The sequence below is a fragment of the Dyella sp. RRB7 genome (assembly GCF_022761115.1).
In the GTDB taxonomy this organism is placed as follows: Bacteria; Pseudomonadota; Gammaproteobacteria; order Xanthomonadales; family Rhodanobacteraceae; genus Dyella.
Map to the genome: position 1 here is coordinate 1 of NZ_JAKWJS010000005.1, position 18,097 is coordinate 18,097.

Consider the following 18,097-nt stretch of genomic DNA (forward strand, 5'->3'; position numbering starts at 1 on the left):
GGGGCTTTATCCCTCAAACGCCTTCCCAGCCGGGAAGGCGTTTGTCTTTGCTCCTTTTGAAAAACACCGGCCTTCGCGGGCCTTTATCGATCGCAGCATGCAGCCCACGGTCAAGGCGATGCATCGCTAAGCCGATGCGCCGAAGTTGTTGCTACGCTTGCCCTCTGATCGACAAGCGCGGTGGAGCAGCTCGACGTGGATCAGCGTTACATCCTTGCCCTGGACCAGGGTACGACCAGCTCCCGTGCGATCCTGTTCGATCGCACGGGCACCGTCGTGGGCTCGGCCCAGCGCGAGTTTCCGCAGATCTTTCCCGAGCCGGGCTGGGTGGAACACAGTCCGCGCGAAATCCTCACCAGCGTCCTGGTGACGGTGACCGAACTGCTCGCGACGGTCCAGGTGGACCTGGCGCAGATCGCCGCCATCGGTATCACCAACCAGCGCGAAACCACGGTGGTGTGGGATCGCGCCACGGGCCAGCCGATCCATAACGCCATCGTGTGGCAGTCGCGACAGAGCGCGGCCATCTGCGAGCAGTTGCGTGCGGATGGCTACGAGTCGCTCGTGCGCGAGCGGACCGGCTTGCTGATCGATGCCTATTTCTCCGGCACCAAGTTGCGCTGGATCCTCGACCATGTCGACGGCGCACGCGAACGCGCCGAGCGTGGCGAGCTACTGTTCGGCACCATCGATAGCTGGCTGATCTGGAACCTCAGTGGTGGGGCAGCCCACGTCACCGACGTCAGCAATGCGGCACGCACGTTGCTGTACGACATCCATCGGCGTTGCTGGGACGACGATCTGCTGCAGATGCTGGATATTCCACGTGCCCTGCTGCCGGAGGTGCGTTCGAGCAGCGAGGTGTATGCGCATACGGCGCCGGTGCAGTTTTTCGGTGCCCGCATTCCCATCGCTGGCGTCGCGGGCGACCAGCAGGCGGCATTGTTCGGGCAGGCGTGCTTCACGCCGGGCATGGCCAAGAACACCTATGGCACCGGCTGCTTCATGCTGATGAACACCGGTGAGAAGGCGGTGCCGTCGAAGCACGGCCTGCTCACTACCATCGCGTGGCAACGCGGTGATCGCACGGAGTACGCCCTGGAGGGCAGCATCTTTGTCGCCGGCTCGGTGATCCAGTGGCTGCGCGATGGGCTGCGCATGCTGGGCAAGGCCAGTGAATCGCAGGCCTATGCCGAACGCGTGGCATCGAGCGAGGGCGTGTACGTGGTGCCCGCCTTTGTCGGGCTTGGCGCGCCGTACTGGCGCAGCGACGTGCGGGGTGCGGTATTCGGGCTCAGCCGCGGCACCAGCAAGGAACACTTCGTGCGCGCGGCACTGGAATCCATGGCCTATCAATCGCGCGACGTGCTCACCGCGATGGAAGCCGATGCGGGTATTGCGCTGAAGGAGTTGCGCGCCGACGGTGGCGCGATTGCCAACGACTTCATGGCCCAGTTCCAGAGCGACATGCTGGGCGTGCCGGTATTGCGTCCGCGCGTGCAGGAAACGACGGCGCTGGGCGCGGCTTACCTGGCCGGACTGGCGGTGGGCTTTTGGCGCGATTGCGAGGAGATCGCCCAGCTATGGCAGGTCGATCGACGCTTCGTGCCGACGATGCCGCAAGCGGAGCGCGAGCAGTTGTACCGCGGCTGGCAGGACGCCGTGAATGCCACCATGGGCTTTCGGGTGGCCTGAAACGAACGAGGCCCCCACGCGGGAGCCTCGGGTGCGATCGAGTAGCGAGCTGAATCAGTCGATCGCGTAGCCGAACTGTTCCTTGAACTCGGCAGCGAACTGCGCGTAGTCGAAGCGCTGGTTCTGCGTGCCCGGATGCTCGACCTTCAGCGCGCCCATCAACGAGGCCATGCGGCCCACGGTCGGCCAGTCCTTGCCGTTCATCAGGCCGAAGATCAGGCCGGCGCGGTAAGCGTCGCCGCAGCCGGTGGGATCGACCACGCGGCGTTCGCGGGCGGGCGGGATCTCATGCGTCGTGCCGCCAGTGTGGATCAGCGAGCCGCGCGGACCCTGCGTGACGATATAAGCCTGCACGCGCGAGGCGATCTCCTGCGCGCTCCAGCCGGTGCGCTGCTGCAGCAGCTGCGACTCGTAGTCGTTGACGATGACGTAGGTGGCCTTCTCGATCATCGAGCGGAACTCGGCGCCGTCGAACAGCGGCATGGCCTGGCCCGGGTCGAAGATGAACGGCACGTCGCGTGCGGCGAACTCGTCCACGTGCTGCAGCATGGCGTCGCGGCTGTCCGGCGCCACGATGGCGAAGCTGATCTCCGGGATGTCGCGCACGTGGTTCTCGTGCGCGCTCAGCATGGCGCCCGGATGGAAGGCGGTGATCTGGTTGTTGTCCAGGTCGGTGGTGATGAAGCACTGCGGCGTGAACTGGTCGTCGAACTCGCGCACATAGTCCAGGCGGATGCCGCATTTCTGCATATGGGCGCGATACGGGCCGAAATCCTGGCCCACGGTAGCCACCGGCAGCGGGTCGGCGCCGAGCAGCTTGAGGTTGTAGGCGATATTGCCGGCGCAGCCGCCAAATTCGCGGCGCATCCGCGGCACCAGGAACGACACGTTCAGGATATGGACCTGATCGGGCAGGATGTGGTTCTTGAACTGGTCCTGGAACACCATGATGGTGTCGTAGGCGAGCGATCCGCAGATGACGGCAGACATGGCGCGAGCATGTTCCCTGGCAGATGAACGGGTAGCCAGCTGGCGACAGTACCAGCCTGGCCCAAAGTTCCAGATCATACCGGCATATGGCCCAAACCGCGACTTTCTTGCGAAGGCGGACTGGGTCACATGCCATCAAAAACGCCCATATCACCGCGTATAACAAGGCTTTCTTAACGAGATTGTCCTTGCGGAACGGGGGTTTGCTGTCTAGACTGGCGCGCTCACTTTTTAGCCATTGCCGATGCACGGCGGACCCATGTTCAAGAAGTTTCGCGGATTTTTCTCCAACGACATTTCCATCGATCTCGGCACCGCCAATACGCTGATTTATGTGCGTGGCCAGGGCATCGTCCTGAATGAACCGTCGGTGGTGGCCATTCGCCAGGATCGTGGTCCGGGCGGCCCGCGCGCCGTGGCGGCGGTGGGCAGCGATGCCAAGAAGATGCTGGGTCGTACGCCGGGCAACATCGCCACGGTGCGCCCGATGAAGGATGGCGTGATCGCCAACTTCTCGATGACCGAAGCGATGCTGCAGCACTTCATCAAGCAGGTGCACAAGTCGCGCATGCTGCGTCCCAGCCCGCGCGTGCTGGTGTGCGTGCCGTGCGGTTCCACCCAGGTGGAACGCCGCGCCATCAAGGAATCGGCCGAAGGCGCCGGTGCCCGCGACGTGTTCCTGATCGAAGAGCCCATGGCCGCTGCGATCGGCGCCGGTATCCCGGTGCATGAGGCGCGTGGCTCGATGGTGCTGGATATCGGTGGCGGTACCTCCGAAGTGGCGGTGATCTCGCTCAACGGCATCGTCTACTCGCAGTCCGTGCGCGTGGGCGGCGACCGCTTCGACGAGGCCATCATCAACTACGTGCGCCGCAACCACGGCACGCTGATCGGCGAATCCACCGCCGAGCGCATCAAGATGGAAATCGGCTGCGCGTTCCCGCAGAGCGAGGTCAAGGAGATCCAGATCTCCGGCCGTAACCTCGCCGAGGGCGTGCCGCGCATGTTCACCATCAACTCCAACGAAGTACTCGAAGCGCTGCACGAGCCGCTGTCCGGCATCGTGGCAGCGGTCAAGTCGGCACTGGAGCAGACCCCGCCCGAGCTGTGCTCGGACGTGGCTGAGCGCGGCATCGTGCTGACCGGCGGTGGCGCGCTGCTGCGCGACCTCGATCGCCTGATCTCGGAGGAAACCGGCCTGCACGTGCAGGTGGCCGACGAGCCGCTCACCTGCGTGGCGCGCGGTGGTGGCAAGGCGCTGGAGCTGATCGATCAGCACGGCAGCGATTTCTTCGCTGCCGAATAAGTCACCGACGGGGGCAGGGTAGGCCATGGCGCTCGCGCGCGAGGAATCCTCGCCCCTGTTCGCCGGCACCGTAGCCGGCACACTCAGGCTGATCCTGTATCTCGCGCTGGCCATGGTGCTGATGGTGCTCGACCATCGCAATGGCTGGATCTGGCGCCTGCGCTATGCCACCTCGGTGGTGGTTGAGCCGATCTACCACCTGGCCGGCCTGCCGGCGGCCGGCATGCGCACGCTCAGCGTGGCCTTTGCCGATCGCAAGCGGCTCACCGAGCAGAACCAGCGCCTGCGCGAAGACCTGCTGCTGGCCAACGCCAAGCTCAATCGCATGGCCGCCGTGGCCGAGCAGAACCAGCGCCTGAAAGAACTGCTCGATACGCAGCACAGCCTGGAACTCAACGTGCAGCTGGCCCGCGTGATCGACGTGGACCTGGGCGCCTACCGTCACCGCATGTTGCTCAACGTGGGCGCGCGCGATGGCGTGAAGGCCGGCCAGGTGGTGATCGATGCGCACGGCGTGATGGGGCAGGTGGTGGAAGTCATGCCGCGCACCTCGCTGGTGATGCTGGTGACCGACCCGGACCACGCCATCCCGGTGGTGATCGAGCGCACGGGCTTGCGCACCGTGGCCTATGGCGTGCACGAAGGTGACCAGCTGAGCCTGCCCAATATCTCCATGGCCGCCGACGTGCATGCGGGTGACAAGCTGCTCACCTCGGGCCTGGGCGGGCGTTTCCCGCCCGGCTTCCCGGTGGGCGAGATCACCAGCGTGGAGCAGTCGCCCTCGGGCATGTTCCTGGAAGGGCGTGCGCGCCCCACGGCCGATCTCGATCGCAGCGAGGACGTGCTGTTGCTGCATGACCTGGCCGAGCCGGTGGGGCCGCCGGAACCGGGTGCGACGGCCGGACCACCGTCCGACCTGGCACCGGCCCCCGCGCCGGCCGCCAGCAGCGCCACGCCGCCGCGTGCGGCCGATCCCAAGCCCGTCGCGGCACCCGCGGCAGCCAGTTCGACGCCGGTGCAGCCATGAACAAGCAACGCATAAGCCTGCTGTGGTTCGTTGGCACCTTGGTGTTTGCCTTGCTGTCCATGCTGGTGCCATTGCCGGCGCCGCTGCAGCCATTCAAGCCGTATTGGCCGGCGCTGTTCTTGCTGTACTGGTCGCTGGAATCCAGTGACCGGGTCAACCTGGGCACGGCCTTCATCATCGGCCTGTGCGCGGACCTGCTCGATGGCGTGCTGCTGGGCGAGCAGGCCATGCGCCTGTGCGCGCTGGTGTTCATCGCGTTGCGCTTTCGTTCGCGCCTGCGCTTCTTCCCGATGTGGCAGCAGACCCTGGCGGTGCTCGCGCTGCTGGTCAACGACCGCATCCTGCTATTGATCGTGCGTACCTTTGCGGGCGAGTCACTGCCGCCGGCCAGCTGGTGGATTTCGCCGTTCGTCGGTGCGGCGTTGTGGCCGTTCCTGTTCCTGCTCATGGATGACCTGCGCATGCGCTTGCGCATCCAGTAGCGACCATGGCGCTGAAGCGACGACGCTCCATGAAGGATGCCCGCGGCGAGAGCGCGCTGTTCCAGCGCCGCGCGCTGGCGGGCTTCGTGCTGATCCTGCTGGGCCTGTGCACGCTGGTGGCGCGTTATCACTACCTGCAGGTGCAGCGGCACGACGAGTTTGCGCTGCGCTCGGAAAACAACCGCATCAAGCCGCGCGCCATTCCGCCCGCGCGCGGCCTGATCTTCGATCGCAACGGCGTGCTGCTGGCCGACAACGTGCCCGCCTTTCGCCTGGAAGTGGTGCCCGAGCAGGTGCCGGACATGAAGGCGATGCTGGCCGAGATCGGCACCGTGGTGCCGCTGGGCGACGACGACATCGAAACCTTCAAGAAGCAGCTCAAGCAGAATCGCCGTTTCGACAGCGTGCCGCTCAAGCTGCACCTGACCGAAGACGAGATCGCCCGCTTCGCCATCAATCGTTGGCGTTTCCCGGGCGTGGACGTGGTGCCGTACCTCACCCGGCGTTACCCGTATGGGCCGCTGTTCGCCCATGTGGTGGGCTATGTGAGTCGCATCGATGCGGACGACCTCAACCGGCTCGATGCGGATCGCTACAAGGGCACCAGCCATGTGGGACGCAGCGGATTGGAGCGATCCTACGAGGACACGCTGCACGGCGAGCCCGGCTATGAACTGGTCGAGGTCAATGCCGATGGCCGCACCCAGGCGGTGCTGGAAACGCATCCACCCACGCCAGGCAAGAACCTCTACCTGAGCATCGATGTGCGTGTGCAGAAGGCCGCCACCGAGGCGTTCGATGGCAGGCCCGGGTCGGCTGTTGCCATCGACCCGCGCAATGGCCAGGTGCTGGCGATGGTCAGCGTACCGAGCTACGACCCCAACCTGTTCGTCAATGGCATCAGCAAGGCTGACTACACTGCCTATATGACGGCCGAAGACAAGCCGCTGCTCAACCGCGCGCTGAAGAGTGCGTATCCGCCAGGTTCGACGGTGAAGCCGTTCCTGGCGCTGGGCGGCCTGGAAATGGGCATCCGCCGGCCGGAAGACACCGTGCTGTCGACCGGCCAGTTCTGCATACCGGGGCAGCAGCGTTGTTACCGTGATGCTGAGGTAGGTGGTACTGGCGTGACCAACATGGTGCGTGCCATTGAGCTTTCCACCAATACGTATTTCTACAAGCTTGCGTTGGACATGGGCATCGACCGCCTGAGCTCGTGGATGGGTGGGCTTGGCTTTGGCAAGAAGACCGGCATCGATCTACTTGGGGAGGCTGAAGGCATCCTGCCATCGCGCGAGTGGAAGGCGACGCGAAGTAAGTATCCGTGGTTTCAGGGTGAAACCGTGATTGCGGGCATCGGTCAGGGCTACTGGAACGTCACCTCGTTGCAACTGGCGCATGCCACGGCGACCTTGGCGGGACATGGCATACCGTACGAGCCACGGTTGGTCATGGCCACCGCAGCCGTGAAGGAACATCCGGTCCCGCTCCCCAATCCACCCACCGGCCCCTCGCTGATTCGTAAACCGCATGACTGGGATGTAGTGAACCAGGGCATGGAGGCCGTGGTGACCGGCGGTACCGGCAAGCGTGTATTTATCGGATTCCCCTACGTGGTTGCCGGCAAGAGTGGTACCGCCGAGCGCTTTTCTCGCCGCAGCAACGAAGTTGATAACAACAAGAACACGGCCTACCTCGCGGCGCGCCATCGCGCCTGGTTCATTGCTTACACGCCGACTGAAGCGCCTCGTATCGCGGTGGTAGCGATGCTGGAGGCTGGCGCCTGGGGCGCTGACGATGCCGGCCCCATCGTGCGAAAGGTGATGGAGGCATGGATCGCGGCGACGGGCGGTTCGGTGCCGCCGAAGAGCGCGCCGGAGGGTGTCCCGGCGGGGCCGTCGAGTGTGCCGGAGGTACCGGAAGATATACCTGTGGCCACGCCGGCCGACATGCCTGCCGGACCGCCGCCGGACAGTTCCAGCACGGCCCAGCCCGATGACGGTGGCAACCCATGATCGACGCCCTCCAGGACCGCTTGGTGAGCTTCCTGCGCCGCTTGATGAAGCGGCCGCGCATCGACCTGCCATTGGCCTTTGGCCTGCTCGTGCTTGCCGGCGTCGGGCTGACGACGTTGTACAGCGCCAGCGGCGGCAGCATGCCGATGATTCTCAGCCAGGCCGGTCGCTTCGTGATGGGCGGCATGTTGCTGCTGCTGATCTCGCGTATTCCGCCGACCGTCTTGCGCAGCTGGACGCCCTGGCTCTACGCAGGCAGCGTGGCCTTGCTGCTGGTGGTGGCGGCGCTGGGCGAAGTGCGCAGCGGTTCCAAGCGCTGGCTGGATCTGGGCGTGCTGTCGTTCCAGCCGTCCGAACTGCTCAAGCTCACCATGCCGATGATGGTGGCCTGGTATCTGCACCCGCGCCAGCTGCCGCCGAGCTGGAAGGACATCGTCACGGTCGGCATCCTGATCGCGATTCCCGCGGGCCTGATCGCCGAGCAGCCCGATCTGGGCACCGCCCTGCTGGTGAGTGCCGCCGGTGCATTCGCGCTGTTCCTGTCGGGCATGCGCTGGTGGAAGATCGGCAGCCTGCTGGCCGTCGTGGGCGGCATGATTCCGGTGGCCTGGCATTTCCTGCACGAATACCAGCGCAATCGCGTGCGCACCTTGCTCGACCCGGAATCCGATCCGCTGGGCAACGGCTGGCACATCATCCAATCGCAGATCGCGGTGGGCTCCGGCGGCCTGTTCGGCAAGGGCTGGCAGCACGGCACGCAGTCGCGCCTGGATTTCCTGCCCGAGCACACCACCGACTTCATCTTCGCGGTGTTCTCCGAGGAGTTCGGCCTGGTCGGCGTCATCGGCATCATGCTGTTGTATGCCTTCATCATCGGCCGTTGCCTGTGGATTGCAATGGAGGCGCGCGATACCTATTCGCGCCTGCTGGCCGGTGCGATCGGCATGAGCTTCTTCGTGTACGTGTTCGTCAATGGCGGCATGGTGGCCGGCATGTTGCCGGTGGTGGGCGTGCCGATGCCGTTGATCAGCTATGGCGGCACTTCGGCGGTGTCGCTGCTGACCGGGTTCGGCGTGCTGATGTCGATCCACGCCAACCGCAAGGTGCACGACTGAGGTTGGCGCAAAAAGTGTTCGATCGGGGCCGGTTTGCGCGTGCTTGCGTGCTAGGCTTTGCGCGAAGCCGTTCACGACAGCGAAGTCCTTCATGCACTTGAATTCCGCGTCGCTCCCGACTCGTCGCCTTGTCGCCACGCTGGGCCTGCTCGTCGCCGCTGCATGCATGCCCGCCCTTGCGCAAACCCATCCCGGCCAGGACCAGTTGGTCAGCGAAGTGGCCAGGGACACCGGCAAGGATCCGCAGGCGCTCAACGCACTGCTCGATGGCGCCAGGAAGCAGCAGAGCATCCTCGACGCGATCAGCCGCCCGGCCGAAGCCAAGCCGTGGAAAGACTACCGGCCGATCTTCATCACGCCCCAGCGTATCAACGACGGCATCGCGTTCTATCGCGCGCATCGTGGGTTGCTGGAGAGCATTGGCCGGCAGTACGGCGTGGCGCCCGAGTACATCGTGGCCATCATCGGCGTGGAAACCTCCTACGGCCGCAACACCGGCAAGTACAAGGTGCTCGACGCGCTGGTGACGCTGGGCCTGTACTACCCGCCGCGCGCCAGCTTCTTCCGTGGCGAGCTGAAGACCCTGCTGGAACTGCCGGACAACCATCTGGCCGGTCCGCTGGACACGCTCACCGGCTCGTATGCCGGCGCGCAGGGCTGGGGCCAGTTCATGCCTTCGAGCATCCGCGACTACGCCGTGGATGCCGATGGCGACGGTCGCATCGACCTGAAGAACTCGCTGCCGGACATCTTCGCCAGCGTGGCCAACTATTTCGCCAAGCATGGCTGGCAGACCGGCGGCCCGGTGGCGGCGCGCGCGCAGGCCGATGGCGCCGCCAAGCCGATCACGGTGAAGGATTCCTCGCCGCAGTGGGCGCTGGAGCAATTGGAGGCCTGGGGCTACGCGCCCGGGCAGCTGCTCAATCCGGGCCAGCCCAGCAGCCTGCAGTCGCTGGATGGCGAAAACGGCAAGGAATACTGGTTCACCTTCCAGAATTTCTATGTGATTACCAAGTACAACCGCAGCCCGTTGTACGCGCTGGCGGTGCATCAGCTCGCGCAGGCGATTGCCCAGGGGGCAGGCGTGACGGATAGCGCGCAATGAGGTGGCAGCACGCGCTGCCGTGTTTGCTGATGGCGTTGCTGGCCGGCTGTAGCGGCGGCAAGACCCGTCCCTCGACGGGGTCGGGCTCGGGTTCGCGCGGTACGGTTTCCTCCGGCGGCGGCTCGTCGCGTGGCGGCATCTATGACGACACCAGCCGCCCGCAGAGCAGCCGTTACCGCGACGGCAGCGACAGCGTGCCCGGTGGTCCGCCGCCGGACGTGAGCAAGCTGCCGGAGCCGGTGCCCAAGGTCGAGCCGCGTGCGCTGTACGGCAACAAGTCGCCCTACAGCGTGCTGGGGCAGACCTATAACGTGCTGGCCAGTCCCAATGGCTATGTCGAGCGTGGCATTGCCTCGTTCTACGGCAATAAGTTCCACGGCTACAAGACCTCCAGCCTGGAGGACTACGACATGTACCAGTTCACCGCCGCGCACAAGACGCTGCCGCTGCCCAGCTACGCGCGGGTGACCAACCTGGAGAACGGCAAGAGCGTGATCGTGCGCATCAACGATCGCGGTCCGTTCCACGACAACCGCCTGATCGACCTGTCCTTCGCGGCGGCGGTGAAGATCGGCGTATGGCCCAAGGGCACCGGCCTGGTGGAAGTGCGCGCGATCGACCCCACCCAGCCGCTCGACGCGCAAACCCTGCCGCCGCCACCGCCGCCGCCCAAACCCGCCAGCCCGGGGCCAGGGATTTACCTGCAGGTGGGCGCATTCTCCGACGTCGGCAATGCCGAGCGGGTGGCCCAGCAACTGCGCGCCGCCAATTTTGCGCCGGTACAGGTGGTGGATGCCCAAATCAACGGTCGCAATATCCGCCGCGTGCGGGTTGGGCCGCTCGTCAGCGTTGACCAGGCCGACGACGTCACCTCGCGCATCGAGGGCATGGGGCTGCCCAAGCCGCAGGTCGCGGTAGACTGATGCATTGAATTCTTGCGGCGTCTCCGGCGCCGCCATACAGCACTGGATCGAATCGAACGATGAGCCTATTCCGCCGTACCCTGTCCTCGCTTGCCGTCGCCGCCCTGGTTGTCGGCACCGCCTTCGCCCAGCAGACCCCGCCCAAGCCCGTGCCGGTGCCGCGCCCGGTGACGCCGGAGGCGCCGGTCCCGCCGCCGCCGGATGTGGACGGCAAGACCTGGGTGCTGATGGATTACGCCACCGGCCAGATCCTGGCGTCCAAGGATCCGGACGTGCGCGTGGAGCCGGCCTCGATCACCAAGATCATGACCGACTACGTGATCTCGGCCGAGGTCGCCAACGGCAAGATCCACATGACCGACCCGGTCAACATCAGCGAGAACGCCTGGCGCGGCGGCGGTGCGGGCACCGACGGCTCCACCAGCTTCCTCAAGCTCAACAGCCAGGTGCCGCTGAAGGACCTGCTGTATGGCCTGATCATCCAGTCCGGCAACGATGCCGCCATCGCGCTGGCCGAGCATGCCGCCGGCTCGGAGCCGGCGTTCGCCAACCTGATGAATGCCTACGCCAAGCAGCTGGGCATGACCAATTCGAACTTCGAGAACGCGTCCGGCTACCCGATCGCCAATCACTACACCACGGCACGCGACATCGCGATTCTTTCGCGCGCGCTGATCCACGACTTCCCCGAGGACTATGCGATCTCGGCGATCAAGGATTTCGAGTGGAACGGCATCAAGCAGCACAACCGCAACCTGCTGCTGTGGCGTGACCAGACCGTCGACGGCATCAAGACCGGCCACACCGCCGCCGCCGGCTACTGCCTGGCCGCCTCGGCCAAGCAGGGCGATTCGCGCATGATCGCCATCGTGATGGGCTCCAGCAACGAGAAGGCCCGTGCCGATGCCGCGCTGGCGCTGATGAACTACGGCTTCCGCTTCTACGAAACCCACACTCTCTACGACGCCAGCAAGCCGCTGGCCACGCCCAAGCTGTGGAAGGGCCAGAGCAACGAGCTGCCGCTGGGCGTGTCCGACAACGTGCTGGTCACCGTCAAGCGCGGCGACTACGACAAGCTCAAGGCCACCATGGACATTCCGGCCACGCTGATCGCCCCGTTCACCAAGGGCCAGCAGGTGGGCACGCTGCGCATCACGCTCGATGGCCAGCCGGTGCAGAACGTGCCGTTGATCGCCCTGGCCGATGCCCCTCAGGCCGGTTTCTTCGGCCGCCTGTGGGACAGCATCATGCTGTGGTTCCATAGCGACAAGAAGCCCGACGCCAAGTAAGGGAGACAGCCTCATGCGCGATGTCGATTCGATCCAAGCCCAGCAGGAAGGCCAGGGTTTCCAGTTTCCCGGTGAGTTCGAGATCACCGCCATGGGCAATGCCAGCGCGGACCTGAAGGCCCGCGTGCCGCTGATCCTCGAAGGCATCGGCCTGCACGTGCTGCATGAGACGGTGAAGCACCGTCATTCGCGGGAAGGCAACTTTCTGTCGGTGACGGTGAGTTTCCGCTGCGACAACCGCGAGCAGTACGACCTGGCCCATGTAACGCTGCGGGCCGATCCGGATATCCGTTACACGCTGTAGGTGCGCCATTGGGCGGGTCGTGATGCGCCATGGCGCTTCGCGACCGGGCCCCTCTTGGCTTCGCCGTACCCCGGCCGCATCTCCTTCAGACCCCGCCCCACCAGGTTCAGTCCCCCATGTCCCTGCCGCTCAAAGTCCGTCGTCTCGGTCGCCAGCCTTACGCGGCGACGTGGGAGGCGATGAGCCAGTTCACCAACAACCGCGGCCCCGACACGCCCGACGAGCTGTGGCTGCTCGAGCATGACCCGGTATTCACCCAGGGCCAGGCCGGCAAGGCCGAGCATGTACTGGCGCCAGGGGATATCCCGGTGGTGCAGGTGGATCGCGGCGGCCAGGTGACCTACCACGGCCCCGGCCAGATCGTGGCCTACCCGCTGATCGACCTGCGCCGTGCTGGCGTCAGCGTGCGCGAGCTGGTCAACAAGATCGAGCAATCCATCATCGATACGCTGGCGCATTGGAATATCGGCGCCGAGCGGCTGGAAGGCGCCCCGGGCGTCTACGTGGCTGGCGCCAAGGTGGCGGCCCTGGGTTTGCGCGTGCGGCGCGGCTGCAGTTTCCACGGCCTGGCCTTCAACGTGAACATGGATCTGGAGCCCTACCACCGCATCAACCCCTGCGGTTACAAGGGTTTGGCGGTCACTCAAGTGCTAGACTTGGGCGGTCCGTCGCGCCTGTCGGACGTCGAGGACGCCCTGGTGGAGGAGTTCTGCCGCCAGTTTGGTTTCGACGCCGAGCCGGCTGCCCCCATCCTTCCTGAACTACCCGCTCGTGTAGCGGTCTAGGCTTACCTACATGAGCGAAATTTCCACTTCCAAGGCCATCCCGATCAGCGTGGTCGGCGGCGCCCCCGCCGTCGACAAGCAGCTCGGTAACGACAAGATCGCGCTCAATCGCGCGGGTTTCGACACGGCCGTTCCCACCCTGCGCAAGCCCAGCTGGATCCGCGTGCGGTTGCCGCAGGGCAATGCCGTGCAGCAGCTGAAGTCGCGCCTGCGCGAAAACTCGCTGGTGACGGTGTGCGAGGAAGCCAGCTGCCCGAACATCCACGAGTGCTTCAGCAAGGGCACCGCCACCTTCATGATCCTGGGCGAGGTGTGCACCCGCCGCTGCTCGTTCTGCGACGTGGCCCATGGCCGCCCGGCCGCGCCCGATCCGCTGGAGCCGGCGCGCCTGGCCGAGACCATCCGCGACATGCGCCTGAAGTACGTGGTGATCACCTCGGTGGACCGCGACGACCTGCGTGATGGCGGTGCCGAGCATTTCGCCGCGTGCATTCGCGCGGTGCGCCACGCCAGCCCCAACATCCGCATCGAGATCCTCACGCCGGATTTCCGCGGCAAGGGCCGCATGGAACGCGCGCTGGAAGTGCTCAAGGACTTCCCGCCGGACGTGTTCAACCACAACCTCGAAACCGTGCCGCACCTGTATCGCGAAGTGCGTCCGGGCGCCGACTACCAGTGGTCGCTGGACCTGCTCAAGCGCTTCAAGGCGCAGCATCCGGACGTGCCGACCAAGTCCGGCATCATGCTGGGCCTGGGCGAAACCCTGGAGCAGGTGCTGGAAACCATGCGCGACCTGCGCGCGCATGATGTCGAGATGATCACCATCGGCCAGTACCTGCAGCCGACCCCGCATCATCACCCGGTGATCCGCTACTGGACGCCGGAAGAATTTGAAACCCTGCGTGAGGCCGGTGAGGCGATGGGCTTCCATCACGTCGCCTCCGGTCCGCTGGTGCGTTCGTCCTACCACGCCGACCTGCAGGCTCACGCCGCGGGCGTCACTGAGCACGCCTAAAGAGAACCTATGAAACTGCGTCCCTCGCTAGCCCTGCTGCTCGCCCTTGCCGTCACTGGCGTTGGCGTCCATGCGCAGTCCGCCGCTGACCTCACCGACGACAGCGCACCGCGCAAGTTCTCCACACTGCCGTTGAAGCCCACGGTGTCGCAGGCGCAGGCGGCGCAGCTTTCCGCGCGCTTCCTCACCCGCTTCCACTACGACGCGCAGCCGCTCGACGATGCGATGTCGCAGAAGATCTACAAGGCCTATCTCGAAAGCCTCGACGGCGAGAAGGTGTTCTTCACGCAGGCCGACCTGGCCAAGTTCGAGCCGCTGAAAACGCAGTTGGACGATGCGATCTGGAACCAGGATCTCGCTGGCCCGTTCGGCATGTTCAACCTGTACGTGCAGCGCGCCATCGAGCGCATGACCTATGCGCGCGGCCTGCTCGCCAAGGGTTTCGACTTCTCGGCGAACGAGAGCTACAACTTCGACCGCAAGAAGGCCGAGTGGCCGAAGGACCAGGCCGAGCTGGATACCTTGTGGCGCCAGCGCACCGAAAACGACTGGCTGCGCCTGAAGCTCGCCGGCAAGACCGATGACGAGATCCGCAAGACGCTGGACAAGCGCTACGCCGGTTACATCGACCGCGTGAAGCAGCTCGATGGCGAGGACGCGTTCCAGTCGTTCATGAACGCCTATGCCGAATCCACCGATCCGCACACCGATTACCTCGGCCCCCGCGCGGCGGAGAATTTCGACATCTCCATGAAGCTGTCGCTGGAAGGCATCGGCGCCGTGCTGCAGGCACGCGACGAGTACACCGCGATCCGCGAAGTGGTGCCGGCCGGCCCGGCGGCCAAGTCCGGCAAGATCCACGTGGGCGACCGCATCGTGGCGATCGGCGAGGGCGCCAACGGCCCGATGGTCGACGTCATCGGCTGGCGCCTGGACGACGTGGTCAAGCATATCCGCGGCAAGAAGGACACCACCGTGCGGCTGGAGATCCTGCCGGCCGACGCGGGCGTGGACGGCAAGCACGAACTCATCAGCCTGGTGCGCCAGAAGGTGAGCATCGAGGAGCAGGCGGCCAAGAAGAAGGTCATCGAGATCAAGGACGGCGATGTCAGCCGCAAGATCGGCGTGATCGACCTGCCCAGCTTCTATTCCGACTTCGGCGCGCGCCGCGAGGGCGACAAGGACTTCAAGAGCGCCACCCGCGACGTGGCCAAGCTGCTTGGCGAGCTGAAGGCCGCCGGCGTCGAAGGTGTGGTGATCGACCTGCGCAACAACGGCGGCGGCTCGCTGGCCGAAGCCAATGAGCTCACCGGCCTGTTCATCGACCAGGGTCCGGTGGTGCAGGTGCGCGACGCCCGTGGCGAAGTGCAGGTGCAGGGCGACGACGATCCGGGCATGGCGTGGAGTGGCCCGATGGCAGTGCTGGTGAACCGCGGTTCGGCCTCGGCGTCGGAGATCTTCGCCGCAGCGATCCAGGACTACGGCCGCGGCCTGATCATCGGCCAGCCGACCTTCGGCAAGGGCACCGTGCAGAACCTGGTCGACCTGGACCGCTTCACCCACAGCACCAAGGAAAAGCCGCAGTACGGCGAGCTGAAGATGACCATCCAGGAATTCTTCCGCATCAACGGCGGCTCGACCCAGCTCAAGGGCGTGACGCCGGACATCCAGTATCCGAAGAACGGCGACGAGAAGGATTTCGGCGAGTCCACCTACGACAACGCGCTGCCGTGGACGCAGATTCCGCCGGCCGACTACAAGCCGGTGGCCGACCTGAAGGCCTACCTGAGCCCGCTGCAGGCCAAGCACGATGCGCGTACGGCCAAGTCGCCCGCGTGGAAGCTGATGCTCGACGAGCTGGCGCAGTACCGCAAGATGCGCGACAAGACCTCCGTCTCGCTCAACTTCGCCCAGCGACAGGCCGAGCGCAAGGAGCAGGACGCCATCCAGGCCGACTTCCGTGCGCGTCACAAGGCCATCGATGGCGACGTGGGCGATGACGACAGCGTGGTGCTCGACGATGGCCTCAACGCCAACGAGCGCAGCCTCAAGTCCGAGCTGAAGCAGGAAGACGAAGCCAAGAAGGCCGCCGATCCGCAGCTGCAGGAAACGGCGCACATCCTGTTTGACGCCGTGGGCATGATCAAGGCCGACCCGAAGCTTGCCGCTGAAGTGTTGCCTTACGGCGGCAAGTTCGACACGAGCTCGACGGCTGCCGTGGTTCCGGCCACGCCGGCGCCCACGCCGGCCATCAATCACTGAGTTTCCCTGCCACGGGGAAGCAGCAAGGGCGGTGCGCAGGCGCCGCCCTTTTTTTGTGCCCACTGTCTGCAACCAGGTGCTGCGGCAAGCGGGCGCATCTCGTTGTGCAAAATCAGGCGCACCGCCTTAGCTGTTGATTTCGCTGGCGATTCGTAACTTCTTGCCGTTTGAGAGTAAGAATGATTTGCAATACGATGCCGCCGGGCGCTCCCTGGCGAGCGCGATCCGCAAGATCAACGACGATAGGGTGGGGTGATGCTGAAGGGAGTGGTTCGCAAGCGGTGGCGCGCAGCCGCCGGGGGCGCGGGACGATGCCGCCTGGCTTCGGTCGGCGTGGGCGTTGCGTTCGCGGTGGCGTTGCTGGCGTCGTCGCCGTTGCTGGCGGCGCCACCGCCGCTGTCGGTGCCGATCAGCTCGGAGCAGGACGCCAATGGACAGACCACCAGCCAGGCCAGCTTCCTGAGCAATCTCAAGCGCAGCAACTACATGCTCGGCGACATGTTTGGCCTGCGCACCTTCCTCAGCAAATACGGCATCTCACTGGCCATCCAGGAAACCAGCGAAGTGCTCGGCAACGTCAGCGGCGGCAGCCGCAAGGGCGCGCAATACGACGGCCTGACCCAGATGGTCATGCAGATGGATACGCGACGCGCCTTCGGCTGGTACGGCGGCCTGTTCAACATCAGCGCGTTGCAGATCCATGGCCAGAACCTCAGCGCGGATAATCTGCAGACCCTGCAGACGGCCAGCGGCATCGAAGCCGATCGCGCGACCCGCCTGTGGGAGCTGTGGTACGACCAGAAATTCCTCGAAGAGGATCGCCTGGACGTGAAGGTCGGCCAGCAAAGCGTCGACCAGGAATTCATCGTCAGCAACAACGCGGCGTACTTCGTCAACACCATGTTCGGCTGGCCGGCATTGCCGTCCTACAACATGCCCGGCGGCGGCCCGGCTTATCCGCTGTCGGCGCTCGGCATACGCCTGCGCTATCGGCCGGTGAACTCGATCACCCTGCTGCTGGGTGTGTTCAACGGTAGCCCGGTGAGCAACAACAACGGTGATCCGCAGCAGGTGAACGCATCGGGTACCAGTTTCCCGCTGGGCGGCGGCCGGCTGGTGATGGCCGAGTTGCAGTACGCCTATCCGTCGCTGGGCAGCATGGTCGAGCCGGGCGAGTCACAGCCGCTGGCGCGCACGTACCGCATCGGCGCGTGGTACGACACGGAGAATTTTGCCGACCAGCGCTATGACGTGAACGGCCAGCCGCTGGCCAGCCCGGCCAGCAACGGCGTGCCCGCCAACCATCGCGGCAACTTCTCGATGTACGTGGTGGCCGACCAGATGCTGTGGCGCAACGCCGCCGATCCCAACAACACGCTCAATGTGTTCGCGCGCCTGATGGGTACGCCGCAGAACGACCGCAACCTGATCCGCTCGAGCATGAATGCGGGCCTGGTTTATCACGAGCCTTTCCGCAATCGCGCGGACGACACCTTCGGCGTGGGCATGGGCTATGTGCACGTGACCAGCGGCGCGCAAGGTGCGGATCGCGATGTGGCCACCTATGCGGCCATCTCCGATCCGTACAGCTTCAATCCGGTCCGCGGTTCGGAAACCTATGTCGAGGCTACCTACCAGTACCAGCTGCGCCCCTGGTGGCAGCTGCAGCCGGACCTGCAGTACGTGTTCAACCCAGGTGGCGGCGTCGTCAATCCCAGCAATCCCACGCACCGCGTCCAGAACGAGCTGGTGCTGGGCCTGCGCACCAATATTCTGTTCTGAAG

Annotated in this window: 15 protein-coding genes; 14 read left to right on the plus strand and 1 reads right to left on the minus strand. The window is 65.2% G+C overall.

Annotated elements, in window-relative coordinates:
* The first annotated feature begins 195 nt into the window (after positions 1 to 195).
* Positions 196 to 1,695: a glycerol kinase GlpK gene (glpK, locus tag MJ606_RS12535; protein WP_243049868.1), complete on the plus strand. Its 1,500-nt coding sequence runs from the start codon at positions 196 to 198 to the stop codon at positions 1,693 to 1,695.
* A 54-nt stretch (positions 1,696 to 1,749) separates the two neighbouring features.
* Here glpK and MJ606_RS12540 read toward each other — a convergent pair whose 3' ends face one another.
* Positions 1,750 to 2,685 (minus strand): carbohydrate kinase family protein, encoded by a 936-nt coding sequence (locus tag MJ606_RS12540; protein ID WP_243049869.1) that lies wholly within the window; start codon positions 2,683 to 2,685, stop codon positions 1,750 to 1,752.
* 259 nt (positions 2,686 to 2,944) lie between these two features.
* On the opposite strand from MJ606_RS12540, the gene MJ606_RS12545 reads away from it, so the two are divergent.
* The 13 genes from MJ606_RS12545 to MJ606_RS12605 all read left to right on the plus strand — a co-directional run bounded on the left by MJ606_RS12545 (position 2,945) and on the right by MJ606_RS12605 (position 18,095).
* Positions 2,945 to 3,991, plus strand: coding sequence for a rod shape-determining protein (locus MJ606_RS12545; RefSeq protein WP_243049870.1), 1,047 nt, complete (start codon positions 2,945 to 2,947; stop codon positions 3,989 to 3,991).
* 25 nt (positions 3,992 to 4,016) lie between these two features.
* Positions 4,017 to 5,018, plus strand: a complete 1,002-nt coding sequence (mreC, locus tag MJ606_RS12550) for a rod shape-determining protein MreC (RefSeq protein ID WP_243049871.1) — start codon at positions 4,017 to 4,019, stop codon at positions 5,016 to 5,018.
* Entirely contained in the window at positions 5,015 to 5,500 is a 486-nt protein-coding gene (gene mreD / locus MJ606_RS12555; RefSeq protein ID WP_243049872.1) for a rod shape-determining protein MreD, read from the plus strand. The genes mreC and mreD overlap by 4 nt, the downstream gene beginning before the upstream one ends.
* Before the next feature lie 5 nt (positions 5,501 to 5,505).
* Positions 5,506 to 7,515, plus strand: coding sequence for a penicillin-binding protein 2 (gene mrdA, locus MJ606_RS12560; RefSeq protein ID WP_243049873.1), 2,010 nt, complete (start codon positions 5,506 to 5,508; stop codon positions 7,513 to 7,515).
* Positions 7,512 to 8,630: a rod shape-determining protein RodA gene (rodA, locus tag MJ606_RS12565; RefSeq protein ID WP_243049874.1), complete on the plus strand. Its 1,119-nt coding sequence runs from the start codon at positions 7,512 to 7,514 to the stop codon at positions 8,628 to 8,630. Before mrdA ends, rodA begins: the two co-directional genes overlap by 4 nt.
* Before the next feature lie 91 nt (positions 8,631 to 8,721).
* The gene (gene mltB / locus MJ606_RS12570) at positions 8,722 to 9,735 is read left to right on the plus strand and encodes a lytic murein transglycosylase B (protein WP_243049875.1); all 1,014 of its coding nucleotides are present in this window, start codon (positions 8,722 to 8,724) and stop codon (positions 9,733 to 9,735) included.
* Entirely contained in the window at positions 9,732 to 10,658 is a 927-nt protein-coding gene (locus tag MJ606_RS12575) for a septal ring lytic transglycosylase RlpA family protein (protein ID WP_243049876.1), read from the plus strand. Before mltB ends, MJ606_RS12575 begins: the two co-directional genes overlap by 4 nt.
* 59 nt (positions 10,659 to 10,717) lie before the next feature.
* Positions 10,718 to 11,947 (plus strand): D-alanyl-D-alanine carboxypeptidase family protein, encoded by a 1,230-nt coding sequence (locus MJ606_RS12580; protein ID WP_243049877.1) that lies wholly within the window; start codon positions 10,718 to 10,720, stop codon positions 11,945 to 11,947.
* Between the two features lie 13 nt (positions 11,948 to 11,960).
* Entirely contained in the window at positions 11,961 to 12,251 is a 291-nt protein-coding gene (locus MJ606_RS12585; protein ID WP_243049878.1) for a DUF493 family protein, read from the plus strand.
* Positions 12,252 to 12,367: 116 nt separating this feature from the next.
* Complete coding sequence (gene lipB / locus MJ606_RS12590) at positions 12,368 to 13,036, plus strand: lipoyl(octanoyl) transferase LipB (RefSeq protein ID WP_243049879.1); 669 nt, start codon at positions 12,368 to 12,370, stop codon at positions 13,034 to 13,036.
* 10 nt (positions 13,037 to 13,046) lie between these two features.
* Positions 13,047 to 14,051 (plus strand): lipoyl synthase, encoded by a 1,005-nt coding sequence (lipA, locus tag MJ606_RS12595; RefSeq protein WP_243049880.1) that lies wholly within the window; start codon positions 13,047 to 13,049, stop codon positions 14,049 to 14,051.
* Positions 14,052 to 14,060: 9 nt separating this feature from the next.
* Entirely contained in the window at positions 14,061 to 16,313 is a 2,253-nt protein-coding gene (locus MJ606_RS12600; protein ID WP_243049881.1) for a carboxy terminal-processing peptidase, read from the plus strand.
* 333 nt (positions 16,314 to 16,646) lie between these two features.
* Positions 16,647 to 18,095 (plus strand): carbohydrate porin, encoded by a 1,449-nt coding sequence (locus tag MJ606_RS12605; protein WP_243049882.1) that lies wholly within the window; start codon positions 16,647 to 16,649, stop codon positions 18,093 to 18,095.
* Positions 18,096 to 18,097: the final 2 nt, after the last annotated feature.

Bases quoted from the DNA above. Each gene is read 5' to 3' on its own strand.
- MJ606_RS12540 (WP_243049869.1), bottom strand. From the start codon at position 2,685: ATGTCTGCCGTCATCTGCGGATCGCTCGCCTACGACACCATCATGGTG.
- MJ606_RS12545 (WP_243049870.1), top strand. From the start codon at position 2,945: ATGTTCAAGAAGTTTCGCGGATTTTTCTCCAACGACATTTCCATCGAT.
- mltB (WP_243049875.1), top strand. From the start codon at position 8,722: ATGCACTTGAATTCCGCGTCGCTCCCGACTCGTCGCCTTGTCGCCACG.
- MJ606_RS12580 (WP_243049877.1), top strand. From the start codon at position 10,718: ATGAGCCTATTCCGCCGTACCCTGTCCTCGCTTGCCGTCGCCGCCCTG.
- MJ606_RS12585 (WP_243049878.1), top strand. From the start codon at position 11,961: ATGCGCGATGTCGATTCGATCCAAGCCCAGCAGGAAGGCCAGGGTTTC.
- mreD (WP_243049872.1), top strand. From the start codon at position 5,015: ATGAACAAGCAACGCATAAGCCTGCTGTGGTTCGTTGGCACCTTGGTG.
- MJ606_RS12575 (WP_243049876.1), top strand. From the start codon at position 9,732: ATGAGGTGGCAGCACGCGCTGCCGTGTTTGCTGATGGCGTTGCTGGCC.
- mrdA (WP_243049873.1), top strand. From the start codon at position 5,506: ATGGCGCTGAAGCGACGACGCTCCATGAAGGATGCCCGCGGCGAGAGC.
- rodA (WP_243049874.1), top strand. From the start codon at position 7,512: ATGATCGACGCCCTCCAGGACCGCTTGGTGAGCTTCCTGCGCCGCTTG.
- MJ606_RS12600 (WP_243049881.1), top strand. From the start codon at position 14,061: ATGAAACTGCGTCCCTCGCTAGCCCTGCTGCTCGCCCTTGCCGTCACT.
- mreC (WP_243049871.1), top strand. From the start codon at position 4,017: ATGGCGCTCGCGCGCGAGGAATCCTCGCCCCTGTTCGCCGGCACCGTA.
- lipA (WP_243049880.1), top strand. From the start codon at position 13,047: ATGAGCGAAATTTCCACTTCCAAGGCCATCCCGATCAGCGTGGTCGGC.
- lipB (WP_243049879.1), top strand. From the start codon at position 12,368: ATGTCCCTGCCGCTCAAAGTCCGTCGTCTCGGTCGCCAGCCTTACGCG.